Origin of the sequence: Rhizobium croatiense (assembly GCF_019793465.1) — a bacterium.
Classification (GTDB): Bacteria; Pseudomonadota; Alphaproteobacteria; order Rhizobiales; family Rhizobiaceae; genus Rhizobium; species Rhizobium croatiense.
This window is the reverse complement of the sequence record NZ_JAILYJ010000015.1, coordinates 75546-96269: the sequence shown is the minus strand read 5'-3', so window position 1 is coordinate 96269 and position 20724 is coordinate 75546. Positions and strand designations below refer to the sequence as shown.

Genomic DNA, 20724 nt, shown 5'->3' with positions numbered 1-20724 from the left:
GCATGCGATCTCACTCAATCCGGCCGAAGCCGGTCGAGCGCCTTTTCGAACGCCACTTCTCCACGGCGCGAAACGTCTAAGATGCGGCCGCCTTCGATGACGGCGATGCGATCGGCGATAACAGCCTCGCGGCGGATGTGAGTCGCGATAACAAGCGAGCGGCCTGCCGCCATCGCCGACAGACGACCGAGCACGTCGCGGGCGGTGGCGCCGTCGAGGCCCTCGGTCGGTTCGTCGAGCAGCCAGAGCGGCGTAGCGCGCAGGAAGAGCCGGGCAAGCGCCAGCCGGCGCGACTGGCCGCCCGAAAGGCCAAGCCCGCCTTCGCCGAGCCGTGTATCGATCCCTTGCGGCATCGCCTCGACATCGGCAAGCAGACCGGCGGCGGCAAGCACATCATGGAGACGGGCCTCGCTCGCTTTCGGGTCGGCAAGGGTAAGGTTACCCCGCAGGCTATCCTCAAAGAGTTCCGTCCGTTGTGTCAGCAGCGTCGCCGGCGTCGCGGCAATGCTTCCCGTCCTGGCAGGCAACTCGCCGGAAAGCAAAGCAAGCAGGCTCGACTTGCCGGCGCCGCTGCTGCCGATTACGGCGAGGCGTTCGCCCTGCCGGAGCGCAAGATCGATGTCCTTGAGCACCGCTGCGTTGGAGCCTTCATGGAAGGCGGACACGTCAGCCAGCGACACGGCGTATCCCGGGAGGGGCGGTGCCACTGGCTCGGATGCGACGGCGACGGCAAGCCGCGGCGCGATGCGCCTTGCCGCAAGCAGCGTCCTGCCGAGGTCAAGGGCGCCGCGACGCAGCGCCGCAAAGGGTTCGACGGCCGCAAAGGCGACAAGCACCACGAGGGCCGCAACGGGAGCGGTGATCAGCCGGGCTTCCGCAAGAGCCGCAACGGCAAGCAGAGATGCCGTCAGCAGCAGCGCCGAAACAAGGCTGAAACCGAAGGTCAGGCCGGTCTCCACGCGGTTCAGGCGGCCGTCGGCGCTGGCGGCGTACCGATCGGCAGCGGCGATCGCCTCTTTCTGCGCGAAAAGCCGGCCGGCCATCAACAGGTCGGTCTGGCCGGCGACGAGATCGATCGTCAGCGACCGCAGCGCCTCGATGCCATGGGCGCGCCGGCGAGCGTGTTTGCGGGCAGCGCGGCCGGCAATCAGCGGCAGGCCGAGGCCGGCGCCGGCGAGAAGCAAGCCAAAACACAGACCGAACAAGGGATGCATCAGCCCCAGCGCGAGGCTCGCGACCAGAGCTGCGCCGACGGCCACCGCGGCCGGCACGAGAATACGGAGATAAAGGGAGTCGAGCGCATCGACATCGGCTGTCAGCCGGAACAGCAGCCGTGCGGGACGATAGAGCAGGGCGCGCGCCGCACCCGGTTCGGCAAAACCGCGAAACAATTTCTCGCGCAGGCCAGCAAGCACGCCGAGCGTGGCGTCATGGGTCGCAAGCCTTTCGCCATAACGCGCCGCGGTTCGGACGATGGCCAGCAGGCGAATGCCGGCCGAGGGCGCAAAGACGTCGAAAGTGACGGCGGCCGCAGCCGAAAGGCCGGCAACCGAGGTGGCGGTGATGAACCAGCCGGACAGGCCGAGAAGGGCAATGCCCGCAGTCACCGTCGCTGCCGAAAGCACCGCGCCGAGCAGCAGTGCTCGCCGGCGCTCGGCGAGGAACAGGCGCAGGATCGGCTTGAGATCTGCAGCCACTCCACTCATTAGGCCGCCTCCCGGATCATGCTGTGGGAATCGATGCGCACGCTGCGATGCATGCGTGCGGCAAGCAGCGGATCGTGGGTCGCAACAACAAGGGTGCGTCCCTTGGCGAGCGAAAGCAGGCTCTCGGTAACCTCCGCCGCGGTGGCAGCATCGAGATGCGCGGTCGGCTCGTCGGCCAGGATCAGCCGCAGATGCGGATTGCAGGCCGCCCGCGCGATCGCAAGCCGCAGCGCCTCGCCGCCGGAAAGCCCGGTCCCGCCTTCTCCGAGCGGACGGCTGCCGTAGGCGGCAACTGCATGTCCGAGCCTCGCGGCGTCCAGCGCCTTCGCCACGCCGGCGCGCGGGATGTCGGTTCTGCCGAGCGCGGTATTTCCCACAATGGTGCCGGCAAAGATATGCGGCCTCTGGCCGATCCAGGCCATGCCGCCGCGCAAGCCACCGGCGGTGTCGCCCATAAGCTCGACGCCGCCGATGACGATGCGACCGCCGGTGCAGGGCGCCAGCCCCGCCATCAGCGAAAGAAGTGTCGACTTGCCGGAACCGCTGGCGCCGAGAAGCGCCAGATGTTCGCCGGCGGCGATATTGAGATTGAAGTCGCTGAGGATCAAGGCTTCATCGGCACCGTAGCGAAAGACAAGATTTTCAAGCTCGATGGCCGGCGCACCGGCGGATATCAACGGCGCAACTTCGGCCGATCCCTGAATCGGCATGCCGCCAGCGGCAAGAGCGTCCAGGGCCTTCAGCGCCGCATCACCCGCTGCCCGGTCGTGCCAAACGGCCGAGAGCTCGCGCAGCGGCTCGAAAAAGGCCGGCGCCAGCAGCAGGATGAACAGTCCCTCCGTCAGGTCGAGCCGGCCTGCCCAAGTGCCGAAGCGGATCTCGCCGAGCAGGCTGAAGCCGACATAGACGGCGATCATCGCCACACCGAGGGCGGCGAAAAGCTCGAGCACCGCCGAAGAGAGAAAGGCGATCTTCAGCACCGCCATGGTGCGCTTACGCAGCGATTCCGCCTCCTGGCGCAGCCGCAATGCGGTTGCATCGACCGCGCCGAGCGCGCGGATCGTCGCCAGGCCGCGTAGGCGGTCGAGCAGGAAGCCGTTGAGACCGCCGGTGGCAACGAGTTGTCTTTCGCTGGCCGCCTGGGCGCGCCAGCCGATCAGTGCCATGAAGATCGGGATCAGCGGCGCGGCGAACAGCAGAACCAGCGCCGCGATCCAGGAGACCGGCAGGACGCAGGCAAGAATGACAAGCGGCACGAGGCTCGCCTTGATGCGCGCCGGCTGAAAACGGGAGAGGTAGGGCATGATGAGTTCGGCTTGCTCGCCAAGCACGCTTGCCGCTTTGCCGGAGACCGGCCGACCGCGATCGATCGGCGACGAGCTCGAGATGGCCGCGGCCGCGATCCGCCGCCTGCGGCTGAGCTCGGCGCGCGCGACATGAAAGGCCAGGCGGCCGCCGGCCGCGTCGAGACAGCTTCTTGCAAGTCCGAGGACAAGAATGCCGAGGGCTGGCCAGAGTACCTCACGCAACCCGCCGCCATCGACGATGCGCCCCACCGCGAAGGCCAGCAACCCGGCCTGAGGAACCCAGAACGCGGCGGCCAGCGCTTGCAGCACCGCCGCCCGGCGCATTCCGCTCTTTGTCGCATCGCGGCCGGCCGGCACGGCTTCGCCCTCTGGGAGTGGCCGAGCCTCTGGTCTGTCTCTCGCGTCGAAGAAAGCAGTGCCCATGGCGCTAACTCTTGTTCGCAGGATTCGGCCGGCGGCTGCGGCCGAGCGAGATGACTCGGTCCTTGGCCTCCAGAAGCTTTGTCACTTTCGCGCCGAGCGAGAGTAGCGTTGCAAGCCTCTCCGTCTCAAGTTGTTTTACGTCTTCGTACCAATGGGTCAGCTGTTCGATCAGCGTGTGCATCTCGCCCATGCGCTGTTGCGCATGCCGTTCGGCCTCGCTGGCGGGGCGCTGCATCAGGATTTCGCGCAGAACCGACAGCGTCGGATCGACTTCACGCTTCTTTCGTTCCTCGGCCAGCGTCCGCAAGATGAGCCAGACGTCATCCGGCGTGGTGAAGAAATCGCGCCGATCGTCCGGCTTGTGTTTGAGAAGGACGAGGTTCCAGGCCTGCAATTCGCGCAGGCTCATCGACACATTGGAGCGCGAGATGCCGAGCGACTCGGCGATCTCCTCGGCGCAGAGCGGTCCGGGCGAGACGAAGAGCAGGGCATAGATCTGGCCGACCGTGCGGTTGATCCCCCAGCGCGATCCCATCTCGCCGAAATGGAGAACGAAGGATTGGACGAGAGGCGGAAGGTTCATGGCAATTTCCGTTGCATCTGTGATTTCAGAAATTTCTGAAATTACTATACAGAGTTTTACACCTCGCCGGCAATCGGCAAGAGGTGCCTGCGTCAATTTGGATATTGTCAATTCACCCGTCAGATTTGGCGGCGGCCCGAATTACGTAGGGCAAGTCCATGGCTCGTTACCGAACGATGCAAAAAACGCCGGCAATATATCGCCGGGCGTTCTTGGCTGAATGGGTGCTTTCTGGCAGCAGCAATACGGCCGATCAGATCAAGCCGGCCAGGATGCCGAGGCCCGATATGGCGGCAACGCCGCCGGCGGCCCGCGTCACGAAAATGCTTCGACTTTCGCCGGCGCGACCGATGACGTAGCCGAGAGCGAGGCCGGCGCCATGCAGCAGCACGGTCGCGATCATGAAGCCGGCAGCATAGGCAGCGCCGGTCGCATTTTCCGGCATTTCGGCGCCGTGCGCATGACCATGGAAGATGGCGAAGAGGCCGGCGATGCCGAGTGCTGCGGCCAGCGGCGCCTTGACGTTGAGTGCAACGACGGCCCCCAGAATGACGACGGAAAGCGCAATCCCGGTTTCAACGAAGGGAAGATTGACGCCGGCAACGCCGAGAGCGCCGCCACCCGCCATCACCAGGACGAAGGTCGTCGGCAGGAGCCAGATGGCGCGGCCGCCGAGCTGGAAAGCAAAAACCCCGACCATCACCATGGCGAGAACATGATCGAGCCCGGACATCGGATGAGCAAAGCCATGGCTGAAGCCGGCACCCTCACCAACGGCAGGATGGGCGGAAGCAACGGCCGGAAGCGCGACGGCAGCCAAGGCAAGCAAGCCGCTCTTAAATACTGAATTCATTGTTCGTTCCTTTGCAGTTCTTCGACATCCTGCGGCCGCCGGCACGGCGCCTACTTGCGCGCATCAAGCTAAATCAAGCAATCGGCCCCGTCAACACGATAGCCGCAAAACAACAAGAGAATTCAATTGCTTATCTGATAGGCAAATGCCGCTTTCGATTGCTCTGGCAGATCAAGATCAGCGCCGATGAGGGGTTCGCTCTCCAATTCCTTTGCCGTCAGCTGGAAACGACCAAGGCCAGAGAGTATCAATTCTCCGGCCGGGGCAACGCAAGCCGCCGGCGACAGAGGAGATACCCATGACGAATGCCGAACGGCCGCTGGTAATCAGCGCGCCCGAGCCGCGCACGCTCGATCTGATCTTCAGCGACAAGAGCCGTGCCCGATTGCATGCGAAATATGAGGTCGTCGAAGCCGATGCGGATACTGTCGCCGGGCTTGGCGACGATATCCTCGGCAAGGCGCGCTACATCATCGGCCAGCCGCCGTTGTCGGCGGAAACGCTGGCCAGAATGCCGGCCTTGCGCTCGATCCTCAATGTCGAAAGCAATCTCTTGAACAACATGCCCTATGAGGTGCTCTTTGAGCGCGGCATTCATGTCGTGACCACAGGCCAGGTCTTTGCCGAGCCGGTCGCCGAAATCGGTCTCGGCTTCGCCCTGGCCTTGGCGCGCGGCATCGTCGATGCGGATGTCGACTTCCGTCAGGGCAGCGAGCTGTGGGGCGGAGAGGGCAATGCGAGTGCGCGGCTCGTCGCCGGTTCCGAGATCGGCATCGTCGGCTTCGGCGATCTCGGCAAGGCGCTGCGCCGGGTGCTGTCCGGCTTCAGGGCGCGCATCAGGGTGTTCGATCCCTGGCTGCCCCAATCGATCCTCGAGGAAAACGGCGTCGAACCGGCAAGCCTGGAGGATGTCCTGACGAAGAGCGATTTCGTCTTCGTCGTCGCCGCCGTCACCAGCGAAAACAAGGGATTTCTCGGCGCCGAGGCCTTCGCCGGCATGCGCAAGGGTGCAGCCTTCATCCTGCTCAGCCGCGCCGATGTCGTCGATTTCGATGCGCTGATGGCGGCCGTCTCGTCAGGCCATATCGTCGCGGCGAGCGACGTCTATCCGCAAGAGCCGCTGCCGCCCGATCATCCGGTGCGCAGCCTGAAAGGCTTCATCCGCTCGGCGCATCGGGCCGGCGCCCTCGACAGCGCCTTCAAGAAGATGGGCGATATGGTGCTGGAAGATATGGACCTGATGGATCGTGGCTTGCCGCCGATGCGCTGCAAGCGGGCGGAGCGCGAGACGGTCTCCCGCATGCGCTCCAAACCGGTCGCGGTGAATTAAGCCAGGGTAAGCGCGCGCCTCAGGCGGCGCGCTGTTCGGTGCCCTGGATCGCGGCGAGCTTCCAGTCAGCGCCCGATTTGCGCACGAAGGTCCACACCTCGGTACTTTCACTCGGGTGACGGTCGTCACCGGAAACGACACGGCCGCTGTCGCGTTCGACCATGGCGTCGATCGACGAGTAACGCATGGCGAGCGTCGCATATTCCTGGCCGTCTTCGCGCCAGGCCTCGGCAATATCGCCCTGCAGCAGCTTGACGTCGGAGACGCGGTTGCGCACGCCGTTGGTGGCGTTTTCGCCGAGTTCCTCGGCAAGATAGGACATGGCCTCGGGCGTCGTCAGCCGGCGCAGCGTGCCATAATCCTCAGCGCCGTAAGCGGTCTGAATGCTGGTCAGCAATTCCTCGAACTGATCGAGATCGGCCTGTGCCAGCCCGATCTCGTCGCTCGGGCGGTTGCCGCGCGACGATTGGCCGAAAGAAGCGCCCGAACCGATCGTCGGGGTCTGGAAGGACGAATTGTTGGTAGGCGACATATTATAGGAGCGGCTCTGGCCGCTCACCCCGTAGGAGGGCTGGCGGCGATTGGCGAAATAACGCATCGCCAGCATCACGGCGCCGCCGATCAACGCGATCTGCAGCAGCATGCCGAGAAAGCCGAAGCCGCCGCCGAAACCGTGGCCGAGCAGCATGCCGAGAAGGCCGCCGGCGATCAGGCCGCCGATCATCGACCGGCCGAAACCGCCGAAGAGGCCCGGGCGCTGGGCGCCGAAGGGCTGTTGCGCGGCAGCGGGTGCCGTCGTCTGCGGGCGCGGCGTCATCGACCGTTCGATCGGCGCGGCCGGAGCAGGCGCAGTTTGGGTGACAGGCGGAGCCTGGAAGGTGCGCGTGCCGCGGCTTCCGAAACCGCCGCCGGCGCGGCGCGCCTCGGCATCCCCGAGCGAAGCAAAAACGGTAGCGCTCGTCAGTACGGCAATGGCCGCGACCTTGGCAAAACGCGAAACGGCACTCATTCCTGATCTCCTGTCATGCACATCGCGGCATGTCGAGATGTCATATAGGTATTCTTTCCCGCGTGTGAAGCTCTTCGACGCCATTACTGGCAGACATCGACCCAGCTGGCGCCGGTCAACTCCGCCAGCCGCCCTGTGGCGATGCGCACGGCCGAATTGGTCGAGCCGGCCGCCGGGACGACTTCGTCGAAGCGTTGTAGCGAAATATCGCAATAGATCGGCAGCGGCGAGGGCAGGCCGAAGGGGCAGACACCGCCCACCGGATGGCTGGTGACCGCCGCGACCTCTTCGGCATCGAGCATGCGCCCCTTGGCCCCGAACGTGTCCTTGAACTTGCGATTGTCGAGGCGGGCCGTCCCGCCGGCGACAACCAACATCATCTGCTCGCCGACGCGCAGGCAGATCGTCTTGGCGATCTGGGCGGGCTCGACACCATGGGCCTCGGCGGCAAGGGCAACCGTCGAGGAACTCTCGGCGGTTTCGATGATGTCGATATCAGGGGCATGCGCACGGAGGAAGGCGCGGACGGATTCAAGGCTCATGACGTGATGCTAGCGCAGCATAAGCGCAATTTGAAGCGCAAAACATGCCCGCCGAAAACCGTCGCTTGCAAGTCTTTCGGACATCGTCATAATAATTTTGCACACGTGCTCAATTTTGTCATTCGGCCGTTACGTTGAGCCCATAGAGCGGGACATGTCACGTTTTCGTGGGGTTTCGGAACGGCCGTCAAGCGACAGTGCTGGCCCGTCAAGAGGCTTCACACTGCTCTTCCAGGGAGACGAAGAAAATGACCATTTTGCCGACGTTGAAATCCCTTACGATCGCGGCCGCCATCCTGGCCTCGACCTCCGCATTTGCGCTTGCCAAGGACGTTACCATCAGCGTCTGGGCCGGCGGCACCGGCCCGAACGACACCTATCGCCTCGACGCCATCGAGATCGCAGCCCAGCAGCTCCAGCGCGAAGCCGCGCTCAAGGGTGAAGACCTGAAGATCACCATCGAGAAGAAGCCCTATTCCGGCTGGGACGATTTCAAGCAGGCGCTGACGCTTGCCGCGGAAGCCAAGACCGCCCCGAACATCGTCGCCAGCGGTCATGAAGATATCGCCCCCTGGTCACAGGCCGGCCTTATCGTTCCGATCGAGGATCACGTTGATCTCGACGCATGGCCGCTCAACGGCATCTACGAAAACCTGATGCAGATCGCCTCGTACAACGGCACCGTATACGGCATTCCGCAGGATGCCGAATCCCGCCCGATGTTCTTCTGGAAGCCTTACATGAAGGCGATCGGCTATAGCGACGCCGATCTCGATGCACTGCCGCAGAACGTTCAGGACGGCAAGTACACCATGAAGAACCTGCTAGAAGACGCCAAGAAGATGCAGGACAAGGGTCTCGTCCAGCCAGGCTACGGCTTCTATCCGCGCCCCAGCAACGGCCCTGACTACTGGCAGTTCTACACGAGCTTCGGCGGTACGATGGAAGAAAACGGCAAGCTCGTTTTCGACAAGGCGGCCATGACCCGGACCTATCAGTTCATCTCCGATGCCGTGAAAACGGGCGTCACCAAGAAGAACCATATCGGCATGCCGGGTGATCAGTGGTGGAAGGAAGTCGCCACCGGCAAGGCCGGCATCTGGGACGCCGGCACCTGGCATTATGCCCGCCTCGTCAACCAGGAAGGCCTGAAGGATTTCTTCGACAACATCGTCTTCACGCTGATCCCGGCCGGCGAGGGCGGCAAGGCCAACACGCTGACGCATCCGCTCGTCTACATGCTGACCGCAGGACACAGCGATGAAGATACGCAGATCGCCGCTCAGCTGATCACGATCGCCTCCGAACCGCGCATCAACGCGCTGCATGCGATCAAATCCGCCCATCTCGGCATCTCCAAAGCCGAAGCCGAAGTGGACTTCTATGCGGACGACCGCTGGGCTCGCGAAGCCACCGAGCGCCTGCTGCCGCATGCCAATGCGATGCCGAACAATTCCGATTTCGGCAAATATTGGAACATCATGTGGAAGAACCTCGAGGCATCCTGGACCGGCGCCAAGACCGTCGACGCCGCTATCGGCGATGCCGAGAGCGAGCTGAAGAGCACGCTCGGCGACAAGATCGTCATCCGCTAAAGTCGAAGCACTCTTCCGGGCAGCGGCGACCCCGCTGCCCGGTCGGTCCCCGCGAGGAGGCTTCCATGAAATCGTCCAGAAGGCTTGGACTGGTGATGATCGCGCCTGCGGCGATCATGATCGTCCTGTTCTTCCTGATGCCGGTCGTTTTGACCGCGGTCTTCTCGATGACCAATATGACGACCGCAACCGGCATTTCCGGCGGCGTCTATCAGATCGCACCCAATTCCCTGATCGCACTGAAGTCGGCCATGCCCGACATTGCCGCCGAGATGGCCGAACCGCGCTACGCGATCGACGAGGGGGGCCTCAAGGCCGTCGAGGGCCTCGGCCTTGAGCCTGGTATCGCCGCGGAGCTGCGCGCCAAACATGCCGGCGAGGTCTTCCCGACGCGCCGCGAAGCCGAGCGTATGATCAAGGATCTCGCCGATCGCCCTTCGACGCGCGAGGTCAAACAGATCTCCGAACAGTTCAACCGCTCCGTCGTCAACACCCGCTTCAACAGCAAGGAAGAGCTGTTTTCGGCGCTGGACACCCTCGGCCTCAAGCTGACGCAGGAACAGAAGGAAACGGTGGCCGAGGCCACCTATACCGGCTGGACCTGGACACCAGACAATTTCTCCCGCATCGCCACCTCGCCTGATATGGCGCGGGTGCTATTCAACACCGCGCTCTACGTCGCGCTGGTGCTGACGCTCTTCAATGTCGGCTATGCGCTGCTGCTCGCCATCTGGACGCATTATATGCCGCCGACGCCGGCCTCGATCTTTCGCGGCATCTGGCTTCTGCCGCGCATCACCCCCGTCGTCATCTATGTCATGCTGTGGAAATGGCTCGCCTGGGATACGGGTTTCATCTCGATCCTGATGGGCAAGTTCGGCTATCCCCCGAAGAACTACCTGCTCGACAACGCTTATAATGCCTGGTTCTTCGTCGTGCTTATCAACGGCTTCATCGGCGCCTCGATGGGCATGCTGGTGTTCTCCTCGGCAATGAAGGCCATTCCGAAGAGCCAGTTCTATGCGAGCGAGGTCGACGGCGCGTCGCGCTGGCAGCAGATCCGCTACATCATCCTGCCGCAGATGCGCTGGCCGATCCTCTTCGTCACCTGCTACCAGACGCTGTCGCTGCTCGCCTCCTTCAATGAAATCCTGCTCGCGACCAATGGCGGACCGGGCAACACGACCGAGGTTTGGGCGCTCTCCGCCTATCACACCGCGCTCAGGAATTATGCCGGCAATCTCGAATACGGGCTGGGCGCGGCCATGGCGCTGGTGCTCGTCGTCATCGGCGTGCTGCTGTCGCTCCTTTATCTGCGCGTCTTCAACTACGGCACGCTTGTCGCCAAGCCCCTGATCGAGGACTGACCATGGCCGAACAATCGCAGCCTTCGGCAAATTATCGCAGCTGGCCCGTCATAACGGCGCTGACCATCGTCAGCCTGCCGCTGCTCCTGATGTATGTCTATCTCTTCCTCGACACCGTGACCGTGAAACAGCCGGATGCCTTGCTGCCTTCCGGCCTGACGCTCAATCACTGGCGTTTCCTGTGGCAGACGACGGCGGGCAAGGCGAATATCTGGCAGGTGACGGTGAATACGCTGCTGTTTTCGGCCTGCACCACCAGCCTCGTGCTCATCGTCTCGTCGATGGCCGGTTATGTGCTGTCGCGGCTGAACGTGCCGGCGCGCGGTTTCTTCCTTGCCGGCGTCATGGTGCTGCATGCCTTCCCGTCGGTCACGCTGATTATCGCCATCTTCATCGTGCTGCAGATGATCGGTCTCTACAATTCGCTGATCGGTGTCATCCTGGTGAAGGCGGCGATCGACCTGCCGCTCGGCATCTGGCTGATGAAGGGCTTCTACGACACCGTGCCGTGGGAAATCGAAATGGCCGGCGTCGTCGACGGTGCCTCGCGCTTCCGGGTCTGGCGCAGCCTCGTGCTGCCGCAGGTCAAGCCCGGCATCATGGCGCTCGGCCTGTTCTCCTTCCTCTCCGGCTGGGGCGAATTCATCCTGCCGCAGGTGCTGGCACCGGGCAATGACGTGCAGGTGTTGTCGGTCTATCTCGCCGGCTTCCTCGCCGACGACAACAACTACGATTTCAACATGTTCAAAGCGGTCGGCCTCTTCTACCTCATTCCGGTGCTGATCGCTTACGCGCTCTTCAACAAATATCTGATGAACATCTACGGCGGCGGGAGCAAAGGCTGATGCGCATCCTCCTCGACAATTTTTCGAAGAGCTTCGGCTCCACCAAGGTCATCGAGAACATGCAGCTCGAAGTCCGCGACGGCGAGATGCTGGCGCTGCTCGGGCCTTCCGGCTGCGGCAAATCGACAACGCTTTTCGCGGTTTGCGGCATCCACCGGCCGACCAGCGGACGCATCCTCTTCGGCGACCGCGATGTCACCGACCTGCCGAGCCAGGCCCGCAATGTCGGCGTTGTCTTCCAGTCCTATGCGCTCTATCCGCACATGACGGTTGCCGAAAACATCAGTTTTCCCCTCAAGGTGAAGGGCGTCAACGCCGCCGAGATCCGCAAGGCGGTCGATCGTATTTCAGGGCTTGTCCATATCGACAATCTCATGGAACGCCGACCGGCGCAGCTTTCCGGCGGCCAGCAGCAGCGCGTGGCGCTGGCCCGCGCCCTGATCCGCAAGCCTGATGTGCTGCTGCTCGACGAACCGCTCGCCAATCTCGACGCCAAGCTGCGCCTCGAAATGCGCTCGGAAATCCGCCGGCTGCAGCGCGAGACCGGCATCACCGCCATTCTCGTCACCCATGACCAGGTGGAGGCGATGAGCATGTGCGACCGCATCGCCATCATGAAGGAGGGCGAGATCGTCCAGATCGCTACGCCGGCCGAAATGTACAATGACCCGAAAACCGCTTTCGTCGCCGGCTTCCTCGGCAATCCGCCGATTACTTTCCTGCGCGGCGTCATGGACAAAGGTGCCTTCATCATCCCCGAGAGCGAGATCCGCGTGCCGCTGCCAGGCACTGTCGGCGCCGCCGAGGGCAGCAAGCTGATGCTTGGCGTCAGGCCCGAGCATTTCACACCGGCGGGTGATACTCCCGTCACCGGCAAGATTACCTTCGCCGAGACACAGGGCCGCGAAAACCTCTACGACGTGGCCCTTGCGGGTGGCCCGCTGCTGCGTTCGATTCAGCCGGTGCGCAACGATATCCATGTTGGCGACCATGTCACCTGGGCGATCGACAGCCGTGGCGTGTTCGTGTTCGACGAAAATGGCAGGAGGATTTGATGACCCGCGATTTTTCGGCTTTTTTCGAGCGCTACGGCTGGCCAGCAGCCAAGGACCGGCTTCCCTTCTGCATCGGCCATCGCGGCGCCAGCGGCCATGAACGCGAGAACACGCTCGCCGCCTTCCGCCGCGCTGCCGAACTCGGCGCCGAGATGTGGGAGCTCGACGCGCAGCTGACCGGCGACGGCGTGGTCGTCGTCTCGCATGACGACCATCTCGAGCGCGTCTTCGGCATCGACCGCCGCATTTCCGACATGACGGCCGCCGAGCTCGCCGCCCTTGACGGCGTCGACGTGCCGCGTTTTTCGGAGGTCGCCGCTCTCGCCCGGGAGACCGGAACCGGTCTCTATGTCGAACTGAAGGCGTCCGGGACCGGCCCGCGCTGTTGGCGCCATCTTGCCGAGATGAACCAGCGTTTTGCCTGCCTCGGCTCCTTCGATACGGCGCAGGTGCGCGAACTCAGGGACGCGGGCTGCGATTTCCCGCTTTCGGTGCTGATCCGCGTCGGCCACGATCCGCATGCCCTCGGCGACGAGACCGGCGCCGATATTTTGCATCTCTGCTGGGAGAGGTCAGGCGAGCGTCCGCAGGACCTGGTAACCGACGCGCTGATGCACCGCGCCTTCGAGGCGGGCCGCGAGATCGTGCTCTGGCACGAGGAGCGGCCGGCGGTTCTCGACGACATCATGAAACTTCCGGTTCTCGGCATCTGCACGGATCTGCCCGATCTGATGCGGCCGTCGGCAGAGAGGGAAAAAGCAGTTGGCAGACAGGGATAAGGGACCGCGCAAGGTAACCTCCTTCGACGTGGCGCGGGTGGCCGGCGTCTCGCGCGCCGCCGTCTCACGCGCCTTCACGCCGGATGCCAGCGTCTCACCGAAGACCCGGGAAAAGGTCTATCAGGCCGCCAAGGAGCTCGGCTACCGGGTGAACTATCTTGCCCGAAGCCTCACCAACAAACGCTCCGATCTCGTCGGCGTCGTCGCCGCCGGCCTCGACAATCCGTTCCGCACATTGCAGATCGAGCATCTGGCGAGAGTGCTGCTTGCCCGCAATTTCCGCCCGATCCTGCTGCCGACCTCGCAGGAGGCGGATACGTCGACAGTCATCGGTCAGCTGCTGCATTACGCCGTCTCCGGCGTCATCGTCACCTCGGACGCACCGCCGACCACGATCTGCGAGCAATGTGCGGCCGAAGGCGTGCCGATCGTGCTGATCAACAAGGGCAATGACATTCCCTTTGTCGATCGCATCATCTCGGACGACCGCATGGCCGGCCATCTCGCCGCCACGCACTTGATCGAAAGCGGCGTGCGAAAGCCCGCGGTGATGGCCGCACCCGCGATATCCTATACGGCGCGGCGGCGCAGCGAGGCCTTCATTGCCCGCTGCAAGCAGCTCGGCGCCGAGCCGCAGTTTCTGCAGATCAGGATCAACGATTACCGGAGCGGCTATGATGCGGCCGGCGAACTTGCCGCATCCGGCATTGACGGCTTGTTCTGCGCCAACGACTACATGGCCTGCGGCGTCCTCGACCGCATCATGCAGGGCCGCGGCCGCGCCGACGCGCCGCCGCTCTCCATCATCGGCCATGACGATATTCCGCAGGCGAGCTGGACCGCCTATGAGCTAACGACGATCCGCCAACCTTGCGATATCCAGGCCGAACAGACCGTCGATCTGCTGATGGGCCGGATAGCCGAGCCGGACCTGACTGCGCGCGTCGAATTTACGCCGGTGACACTGATAAGAAGAAGGACTGCTTGATGAATTCCGCATTCGATGCCGCTGCCATCCGGGCCCGGGCGGAGGTCGCGATCGCCGTTGCCCTCGAGACCGGACGGGAAGCGGCCCGGTTTCGCCGCGACTCTGACCCCGGCATCCTCGCCGTCGAAAACAAGGGATTGCAGGATTTCGTCACTGTCGCCGACAAGAGGGCCGAACAGGCGATCCGCGACGGGCTCCTCTCGCGCTTTCCAGACGATACGTTCATGGGAGAGGAAAGCGGCGGACTGTCGGACGGGGTCGGCGCCTGGGTCGTCGATCCAATCGACGGCACGACCAATTACATCAGGGGCTTCCGGCATTGGGGCGTCTCGATCGCTTTCGTCGCTGGCGGCAGGATCGAGATCGGCGTGGTCTACGACGCCGCCGAAGACAAGGTCTTCCATGCCGTGCGCGGCGGCGGTGCCTTCAAGGACGGGCTTGCCATTCATGCCGCCGCAACCGACGATCCAGCCAATGCGCTGGTCATCCTCGGGCATTCCCGCAAAACGAGTTTCGACGACTATCTCGCACTCTCCCGGCGGCTGCACGAACGCGGCATCGACTATCGCCGCATGGGCGCGGCTGCCATCGACCTGGTTCGCGTCGCCGAGGGTGCTGCCGACCTCTATTACGAACGCCATCTCAATGCCTGGGACATGCTTGCCGGCGCGCTGATCGCCGAAGAGGCCGGCGCTGTGGTGGCGATGCCGCCGATCGACAAGCTGCTTGCGGATGGCGGGCCGGTCATCGCCCATGCGCCGGGGCTTGCCGGCGAGTTCGCCTTCATCCTTGAGAGCGAGGGGCTGTCAGTCGGCGGCTAAAAGCCCGTTGCTTAAGGCATGCCATCGTCCGGAACGGCTGCACATTTCCGGACGGGTCAACATGCCATGCGGCGGCTCCACGCGCGGTCGGTCGCCGGCGCCTCGTCGGTGGTGATCTGATCCGGCTTCAGCGCCATCAGCGCCTGGAAGTTCCGCCATTCCGGTTCGCTGAAACCGACCTCGGGATGCTTCAGGGTAAAGGTCCAGGCATCGACGCGTTTGCCTTCGTCCTGGCAGAGCGCGATCATGTCGAGACCCTCATTGGCGGCATCAAGGATCAGCGGCCAGTGGAGATAGACCGTGTCCGGTTCGGTCGGGCCGCGGAGGTCGGCGCGCAATTCGATCTCGACAGCCTTCCAGCCGCCGGCCTTCCTGATCCCGTAGAGCTTGTCCGTGGGATCGATGCCGCGCAAGAGATGCGGAAGCTTCTCCTTGACCGCGACGATAAGATCGAGACTGCCGGCGCTGACGATCACCGACGCGGCGATTTCCTGGAAATGCGCGGCGAGATGCGCGATGCCCTGCGCGCCGATCGCCTCGTAATCGTCCTTCATGTCGAACTGCAGCAGTGCGGCCGGGTGGGCCGCTTGCAGCATGGCGGCGAGGTCCTCGCTGAGGATCAGCGGCCGGTCGCCCCCCTGCATCCTGATATCGCGGAGGTCGCTGAGGCGCTTTTCGGCGATCGGTCCATGACCAGTCGTTTCCCCTTCGAGGTCCTCGTCGTGCAGCACGACGAAACCGCCGTCGGCGCGCACGCGCAGATCGAGTTCCATCGAGGCGCCTGCGGCAAATCCCTCCGCCATCACTTCGGCGGAGAACAGCGGATCGGCAAAACGTTTGCGCAGCCGGTGCCATTTCAGACGGGTGCGATGCCCCTCGTGCAAAATCTCCAGGCCCTGCGCATCCAGCAATTTCGTCATCTGCATCCGGTCTCCGCGATGCCACACTCCTGCCTTGCCGAGCCGCGATTATCAAGAGCCGAACATAACATTCAGCGACCGTAGGCTGCGGCTATCGCCTCTGCAGCGGCGGCGATATCGGCGGGACGGCCGGTCTGCCTAAGGGCTGCGCCGTAGCCCACGACATTCGAGAGCACTGTCTGGAATGCGGCGCGCGGGCCTGTGTGGTTCAGCCGCACGAGCCGGGCGGGCGCGGTTCCCACGGCTTCCGTCAGCTCGACCCCCAGCCGCCCCGCGGCCGCGATCACCGAAGCCGGTTCCAGTACCTCAGGCAACGGCACCGCCGTCACCAGGTTCGACGCTGTTGCCGCCGGCACCCAGGCCGGGGCGCCGAGTGCGGCGAGCCCGGCCCACGTCGCCGATGCCGCCAGCGCATGGCGGGCAATGACATTCTCCAGGCCCTCGGCCTCGATGCGGTCGAGGGCCGCCTCCAGCGCAAAGAATTCCAGCGGCGCCGGGGTTCCGGGCAGGATGCGCCGACCGTCGTCGATCCAGCGCTTCAGATCGGCCAGCGACAGGATCGAGTCGCGCGGCGCGCCACCCTTGAGAACGAGATCCCAGGCACGCTGACTGACGGAGAGCGCAGAGACACCCGCCGGACCGCCGAGCGCCTTTTGCGGGCCGATCACCGCGATGTCGATGCCGAGATCGTCGACCTCGAGCCGATGTCCGCCGACCGAGGCGACCGCATCGACGACGGTGGCGATGCCGCGGGCGTGCGCAACCGCGAGTATCTCCGGCAGCGGGTTGAGAATGCCGCTCGCAGATTCCGCATGAACCACGGCGAGCACATCGATATGAGGGCCGGCATCGAGGGCTTTGGCGACGGCGTCGATCTCGATCGGCAAGCCCGATTCGGCGACGAGATTCCGAACGGTTGCGCCGCCTCGCCGCAGCCACTGCCCGAACCAGCCACCATAGGGACTGGTGACGAGGTTGAGGGCTGAAAGGCCGGGACGCGCGAGACTGACCGCCACCGCTTCCAGCGCCACCACCGCCTCTGCCTGCACCAGCACGACGTCACCCCGGCAGCGCAGAATGCGGCCGATCCGGTCAGCGAGCATGGCGTAGCGCTCCGCGGGGTACAAAGGCGCGCCGAGCAGGGGATTCCAACCGAGATCGAACATTGACGCCTCCTTCACAACGGTTCGGTCACAAGACGAGGAACGGCTGCCACGAGCGCGCGGCCGGCAGCCGATTGCGGTGCGGCGACAACTGCCGCGGCCGGACCGGTCTCGACGATCCGGCCGCCGTCCATGACGGCGATGCGGTGGGAAACGGCACGCACCACGGCAAGATCGTGCGAAATGAACAGACAGGCAATGCCGTGCTCCTTCTGCAGCTCGACTAAAAGTTCGAGGATCCTGCCGCGCACGGTGACGTCAAGCGCCGAGACTGCCTCGTCGAGCACCAGCAGCGACGGCCGTGTGGCGATCGCCCGGGCAATCGCCACACGCTGGCGCTGGCCGCCGGAGAGCGCGCGGACCGGCCGGCGGGCATAGTCGGCAGGCAGGCCGACACGTTCGAGGAGCATGGCGATCTCGCCGGCACGCCGGTTTTTCGACACGACGCCGTGGATGCGCAAGGGGTCGTCAAGCACCGAACCGACCGTCGCCAGCGGGTTGAAGGCGGCCAGCGGATCCTGGAACACCATCTGCATGCGCGCCCGCCTGCGGCGCAAGGCAGCACCTCTCAGCGTCAGCCAATCCTCTCCCTCAAAACGGATCGCACCGGCATCACAGGAGAGGAGCCGCAGCAGGATACGCGACAGCGTCGATTTTCCGCTGCCGGAGGCGCCGACCAGACCGAGCGTTTCCCCGCCTGCGATCGTCAGCGAAACATTGTCGAGCGCGGCGACCCGGCGGCCCGCGGAAGAAAAATCCTTCGAGATGTTTTCTATGGACAGCAGAGGGTTCATGGCGCCAGCTCTTCGATCAGGGGTGGCGTCGCGAGGTCGCGATGGCTGGCAATGAGAGCGGCGGTATAGTTGCTCGCGGTCGCTGAAAGCACCGAACGCACGGGACCTGCCTCGACGAGGCGCGCATCGCGGAACACGGCGATCCGGTCGACGAAGCCGGAGGCGAGCGCGATGTCGTGGGTGATGAAGAGCAGCGTCATGCCGTCCTCGCGCACCAGCCCGTCAAGCAGGCGGACGATCTCGGCCTGGACCACGACATCGAGGGCGCTCGTCGCCTCGTCGGCCATCAGCAACGCGGGCCTTGCAGCGATCGCCGCTGCGATCGCCACGCGCTGGCGCTGGCCGCCGGAAAGCTGGTGCGGAAAGGCCCGCATCGCCTTGTCCGGCTGCGGCATCCGCACCCGCCCGAGCAGTTCCTCGGCTCGGGTAGAGGCCTGCTTCCAGCTGAGCCCGAGATGGCGCCTGGCGCCCTCGGCGATCTGCTCGCCGACCGTCAGGACGGGATTGAGGCTCGTACCGGGATCCTGGAAGACGAAGCCGAAATCGCGGCCCGGGCGGGGCGGATGGCCGAGCGCAGGCCAGAACATCTCGCCCGTGACTTTCGTTCCCTCGGGCAGCAGACCGGCGAGCGCCCGGGCGAGCGTGCTCTTGCCGGAGCCGCTTTCGCCGATGATCGCCAGCCTCTCGCCGGTGGCGATATCGAGATCGATATGATCGAGCGCGGTCGCATTGTTCCTGCCGCGCCCATACGTGACCGAAAGCTGCCGGAGGCTGCAGAAGATGTCGCTCATGCCGCCCTCCCGCCGTCATCGCCGAGCGCCCTGCCGAGACCCTCGCTGAAGAGATGCACGCCGAGCACGGTCACGGCAAGTGCCGCGCCCGGCAGGACGGAGAGATAGGCGGCCGAGCGCAGGACGCTGCGGCCTTCGGCGATCATCGAACCCCAGGTGGCGATATTCGGATTGCCGAGGCCAAGAAAGGAAAGCGCCGCCTCGGTGAGGATCGCGCCGGCGACGATGGTCGCGGAAAGCGCCAGCACCGGCGGCAGCGCGTTCGGCAGGATCTCGCGAAAGGCGATTTCCGCGGGATGCATGCCGATCACCCTTGCCGAGGCGACGTAATCCTGCTCGCGGATCGCCAGCACCTGGGCTCGCGTCAGCCGCGCCGGATCGGCCCAGGCGCCAAGCGCGATGGCAAGCACGACGATCGGGGTCGACACCCCGATGGTGCTGACGAAGGCGAGGGCAAGCAGGAAGCCCGGCACGATCTGGAAGGCGTCGACCACGCGCATCAACGCCTCGTCGACGAACCCGCCGGAAAATCCGGCCGCCATGCCGACGCAGACGCCGAGGACCATGGCCGAAAAGGCTGCCGCGAGGCCGACGGCAAGCGAGGTTCGCGCGCCATAGAGCAGGCCGGCGAGCACATCACGTCCGAGGCGATCCGTGCCAAGGGGAAAGGCCGGGTCGGTGAAGGGCGCAAGTAGCGCCCGCCCGGCGATCCTCAGCGGATCGCCGGGCGAAATGATGGGGGCAAGCAGCCCGAACAGAAGCAGGATGACCAGGATTGCAAATCCGGCCATGCCTTCCCACGTGCCGAGCAGACGCTGGAGACCACTCATGCGCCGCCCTCCGAAGCGCCGATGCGCGGGTCGAGCGCGGCATAGATAAGATCGACGAGGAAATTGACCGAAATGACAAGAACAGCGCTGGTGACGACGATGCCCATCAACAGCGGCGCGTCGCGGCCGTTGACTGCCTCCTGTGCCAAGCGCCCGAAACCGGGGATCGCAAAAACACTCTCGATGACCACGCTGCCGCCGAGCATGGCCGCCGATTGCAGCCCAAGCATGGTGACAAGCGGCAGCAGCGCATTGCGCGCCACATGGCGCAGCACGATGCGGCTGCGCGACAGGCCCTTGGCGCGGGCGAAAAGGACGAATTCCAATTTCCAGGCCTCAGCCATACCGGCCCGCATCACCCGCAGGAACAAGGCGAGATAGATCAGGGCAAGGGCGCCGACCGGCAGGACCAGATGCTCTGATATGTCGAGGGCACGGGAAAACCCGGTCTTGCCCGAAGCGATCGTCTCGATGCCGGCGATGGGAAACCAGCGCAGCTTCACCGAAAGGACAATGCTCAGGACCAGGCCGAGCCAGAAGCTCGGAATGGCATAGACGATCAGCGAGCCGATCGACAGCAGCCGGTCGCGCAAGCTTCCCGGCCGCGCCCCGGCGAGGATGCCGAGCGCGGAACCAAGGCCGAAAGAAAGCGCCGTCGCGCTGCCCATCAACAGCAGCGTGTTGGGCAGGCGCTCGGCGATGAGTGCGCCGACCGGCCGGTCGAAGGCGACCGACCAGCCGAGATCGAGCCGTGCCAGCGAGGAAAGATAGAGCCAGAGCCGTGCCAGCACGGACCGGTCGAGGCCGTAGCTCTCGCGCAGCGCCTGCCTGAGTGCCGCATCGCCGCCGCCGATCGCGCCCAGATAGGCATCGACGGCATCACCCGAGGCGGATTCGAGCAGGAAAAAGGTGAAGATCACCACGATCAGCAGCACTGGAAGGCTGCTGATCGCCCTACGCCGCAGGAGGAGGATTGCGCGTTTCACGCCGGCTAAGGCCTCCGGAAGAGAATTGCCGCCGATC

The 20724-nt window shown here is 64.5% G+C and carries 21 protein-coding genes; 9 read left to right on the top strand and 12 right to left on the bottom strand.

Annotated elements, in window-relative coordinates:
* Positions 1-14: 14 nt before the first annotated feature.
* The 3 genes from K6M89_RS22750 to K6M89_RS22740 are packed head-to-tail and all read right to left on the bottom strand — an operon-like array spanning position 15 to position 4019.
* On the bottom strand, positions 15-1706 hold the full coding sequence (locus tag K6M89_RS22750; RefSeq protein WP_222141077.1) for an amino acid ABC transporter ATP-binding/permease protein: 1692 nt from the start codon (positions 1704-1706) through the stop codon (positions 15-17).
* Complete coding sequence (cydD, locus tag K6M89_RS22745) at positions 1706-3436, bottom strand: thiol reductant ABC exporter subunit CydD (protein WP_222141076.1); 1731 nt, start codon at positions 3434-3436, stop codon at positions 1706-1708. Before cydD ends, K6M89_RS22750 begins: the two co-directional genes overlap by 1 nt.
* A 4-nt stretch (positions 3437-3440) precedes the next feature.
* A complete protein-coding gene (locus tag K6M89_RS22740; protein ID WP_222141075.1) occupies positions 3441-4019 on the bottom strand; it encodes a GbsR/MarR family transcriptional regulator in 579 nt (192 codons plus the stop codon).
* Between K6M89_RS22740 and K6M89_RS22735 the strand changes: the two genes are divergently transcribed.
* Positions 4018-4239 (top strand): hypothetical protein, encoded by a 222-nt coding sequence (locus K6M89_RS22735; protein ID WP_222141074.1) that lies wholly within the window; start codon positions 4018-4020, stop codon positions 4237-4239. The two genes, K6M89_RS22740 and K6M89_RS22735, sit on opposite strands and share 2 nt — an antisense overlap.
* A 33-nt stretch (positions 4240-4272) precedes the next feature.
* Here K6M89_RS22735 and K6M89_RS22730 read toward each other — a convergent pair whose 3' ends face one another.
* Positions 4273-4872 (bottom strand): HupE/UreJ family protein, encoded by a 600-nt coding sequence (locus tag K6M89_RS22730; protein ID WP_222141073.1) that lies wholly within the window; start codon positions 4870-4872, stop codon positions 4273-4275.
* A 298-nt stretch (positions 4873-5170) separates the two neighbouring features.
* Here K6M89_RS22730 and K6M89_RS22725 point away from each other — a divergent pair, with 298 nt between their 5' ends.
* Positions 5171-6202: a hydroxyacid dehydrogenase gene (locus tag K6M89_RS22725; protein ID WP_222141072.1), complete on the top strand. Its 1032-nt coding sequence runs from the start codon at positions 5171-5173 to the stop codon at positions 6200-6202.
* Between the two features lie 19 nt (positions 6203-6221).
* Here K6M89_RS22725 and K6M89_RS22720 read toward each other — a convergent pair whose 3' ends face one another.
* Positions 6222-7211 (bottom strand): Tim44 domain-containing protein, encoded by a 990-nt coding sequence (locus K6M89_RS22720; protein ID WP_222141071.1) that lies wholly within the window; start codon positions 7209-7211, stop codon positions 6222-6224.
* 83 nt (positions 7212-7294) lie between these two features.
* The gene (locus tag K6M89_RS22715) at positions 7295-7753 is read right to left on the bottom strand and encodes a YbaK/EbsC family protein (protein WP_097583298.1); all 459 of its coding nucleotides are present in this window, start codon (positions 7751-7753) and stop codon (positions 7295-7297) included.
* A 248-nt stretch (positions 7754-8001) separates the two neighbouring features.
* Between K6M89_RS22715 and K6M89_RS22710 the strand changes: the two genes are divergently transcribed.
* The 7 genes from K6M89_RS22710 to K6M89_RS22680 all read left to right on the top strand — a co-directional run bounded on the left by K6M89_RS22710 (position 8002) and on the right by K6M89_RS22680 (position 15203).
* Positions 8002-9348 carry an extracellular solute-binding protein gene (locus K6M89_RS22710; protein WP_097583300.1) on the top strand — a complete coding sequence of 449 codons (1347 nt, stop codon included), beginning with the start codon at positions 8002-8004 and terminating at the stop codon, positions 9346-9348.
* 65 nt (positions 9349-9413) lie between these two features.
* On the top strand, positions 9414-10715 hold the full coding sequence (locus K6M89_RS22705; protein ID WP_222141070.1) for a carbohydrate ABC transporter permease: 1302 nt from the start codon (positions 9414-9416) through the stop codon (positions 10713-10715).
* A 2-nt stretch (positions 10716-10717) separates the two neighbouring features.
* The gene (locus K6M89_RS22700; protein ID WP_222141069.1) at positions 10718-11560 is read left to right on the top strand and encodes a carbohydrate ABC transporter permease; all 843 of its coding nucleotides are present in this window, start codon (positions 10718-10720) and stop codon (positions 11558-11560) included.
* Complete coding sequence (locus tag K6M89_RS22695; protein WP_222141068.1) at positions 11560-12615, top strand: ABC transporter ATP-binding protein; 1056 nt, start codon at positions 11560-11562, stop codon at positions 12613-12615. Before K6M89_RS22700 ends, K6M89_RS22695 begins: the two co-directional genes overlap by 1 nt.
* On the top strand, positions 12615-13394 hold the full coding sequence (locus K6M89_RS22690) for a glycerophosphodiester phosphodiesterase (RefSeq protein WP_222141067.1): 780 nt from the start codon (positions 12615-12617) through the stop codon (positions 13392-13394). Before K6M89_RS22695 ends, K6M89_RS22690 begins: the two co-directional genes overlap by 1 nt.
* A complete protein-coding gene (locus tag K6M89_RS22685) occupies positions 13378-14382 on the top strand; it encodes a LacI family DNA-binding transcriptional regulator (protein WP_222141066.1) in 1005 nt (334 codons plus the stop codon). The genes K6M89_RS22690 and K6M89_RS22685 overlap by 17 nt, the downstream gene beginning before the upstream one ends.
* The gene (locus K6M89_RS22680) at positions 14382-15203 is read left to right on the top strand and encodes an inositol monophosphatase family protein (protein WP_222141065.1); all 822 of its coding nucleotides are present in this window, start codon (positions 14382-14384) and stop codon (positions 15201-15203) included. Before K6M89_RS22685 ends, K6M89_RS22680 begins: the two co-directional genes overlap by 1 nt.
* 56 nt (positions 15204-15259) lie before the next feature.
* Here the strand turns inward: K6M89_RS22680 and K6M89_RS22675 are convergent, their stop codons facing one another.
* The 6 genes from K6M89_RS22675 to K6M89_RS22650 form a co-directional block, all read right to left on the bottom strand.
* Positions 15260-16123 carry a glycerophosphodiester phosphodiesterase gene (locus tag K6M89_RS22675; protein WP_222141064.1) on the bottom strand — a complete coding sequence of 288 codons (864 nt, stop codon included), beginning with the start codon at positions 16121-16123 and terminating at the stop codon, positions 15260-15262.
* A 71-nt stretch (positions 16124-16194) separates the two neighbouring features.
* A complete protein-coding gene (locus K6M89_RS22670) occupies positions 16195-17289 on the bottom strand; it encodes a pyridoxal-phosphate-dependent aminotransferase family protein (RefSeq protein WP_222141063.1) in 1095 nt (364 codons plus the stop codon).
* An 11-nt stretch (positions 17290-17300) separates the two neighbouring features.
* Positions 17301-18080, bottom strand: a complete 780-nt coding sequence (locus tag K6M89_RS22665; RefSeq protein ID WP_222141062.1) for an ABC transporter ATP-binding protein — start codon at positions 18078-18080, stop codon at positions 17301-17303.
* Positions 18077-18871 carry an ABC transporter ATP-binding protein gene (locus tag K6M89_RS22660; RefSeq protein ID WP_222141061.1) on the bottom strand — a complete coding sequence of 265 codons (795 nt, stop codon included), beginning with the start codon at positions 18869-18871 and terminating at the stop codon, positions 18077-18079. The genes K6M89_RS22665 and K6M89_RS22660 overlap by 4 nt, the downstream gene beginning before the upstream one ends.
* Positions 18868-19701 (bottom strand): ABC transporter permease, encoded by an 834-nt coding sequence (locus K6M89_RS22655; RefSeq protein WP_222141060.1) that lies wholly within the window; start codon positions 19699-19701, stop codon positions 18868-18870. The genes K6M89_RS22660 and K6M89_RS22655 overlap by 4 nt, the downstream gene beginning before the upstream one ends.
* A complete protein-coding gene (locus tag K6M89_RS22650; protein WP_222141059.1) occupies positions 19698-20687 on the bottom strand; it encodes an ABC transporter permease in 990 nt (329 codons plus the stop codon). The genes K6M89_RS22655 and K6M89_RS22650 overlap by 4 nt, the downstream gene beginning before the upstream one ends.
* Between the last annotated feature and the right edge of the window lie 37 nt (positions 20688-20724).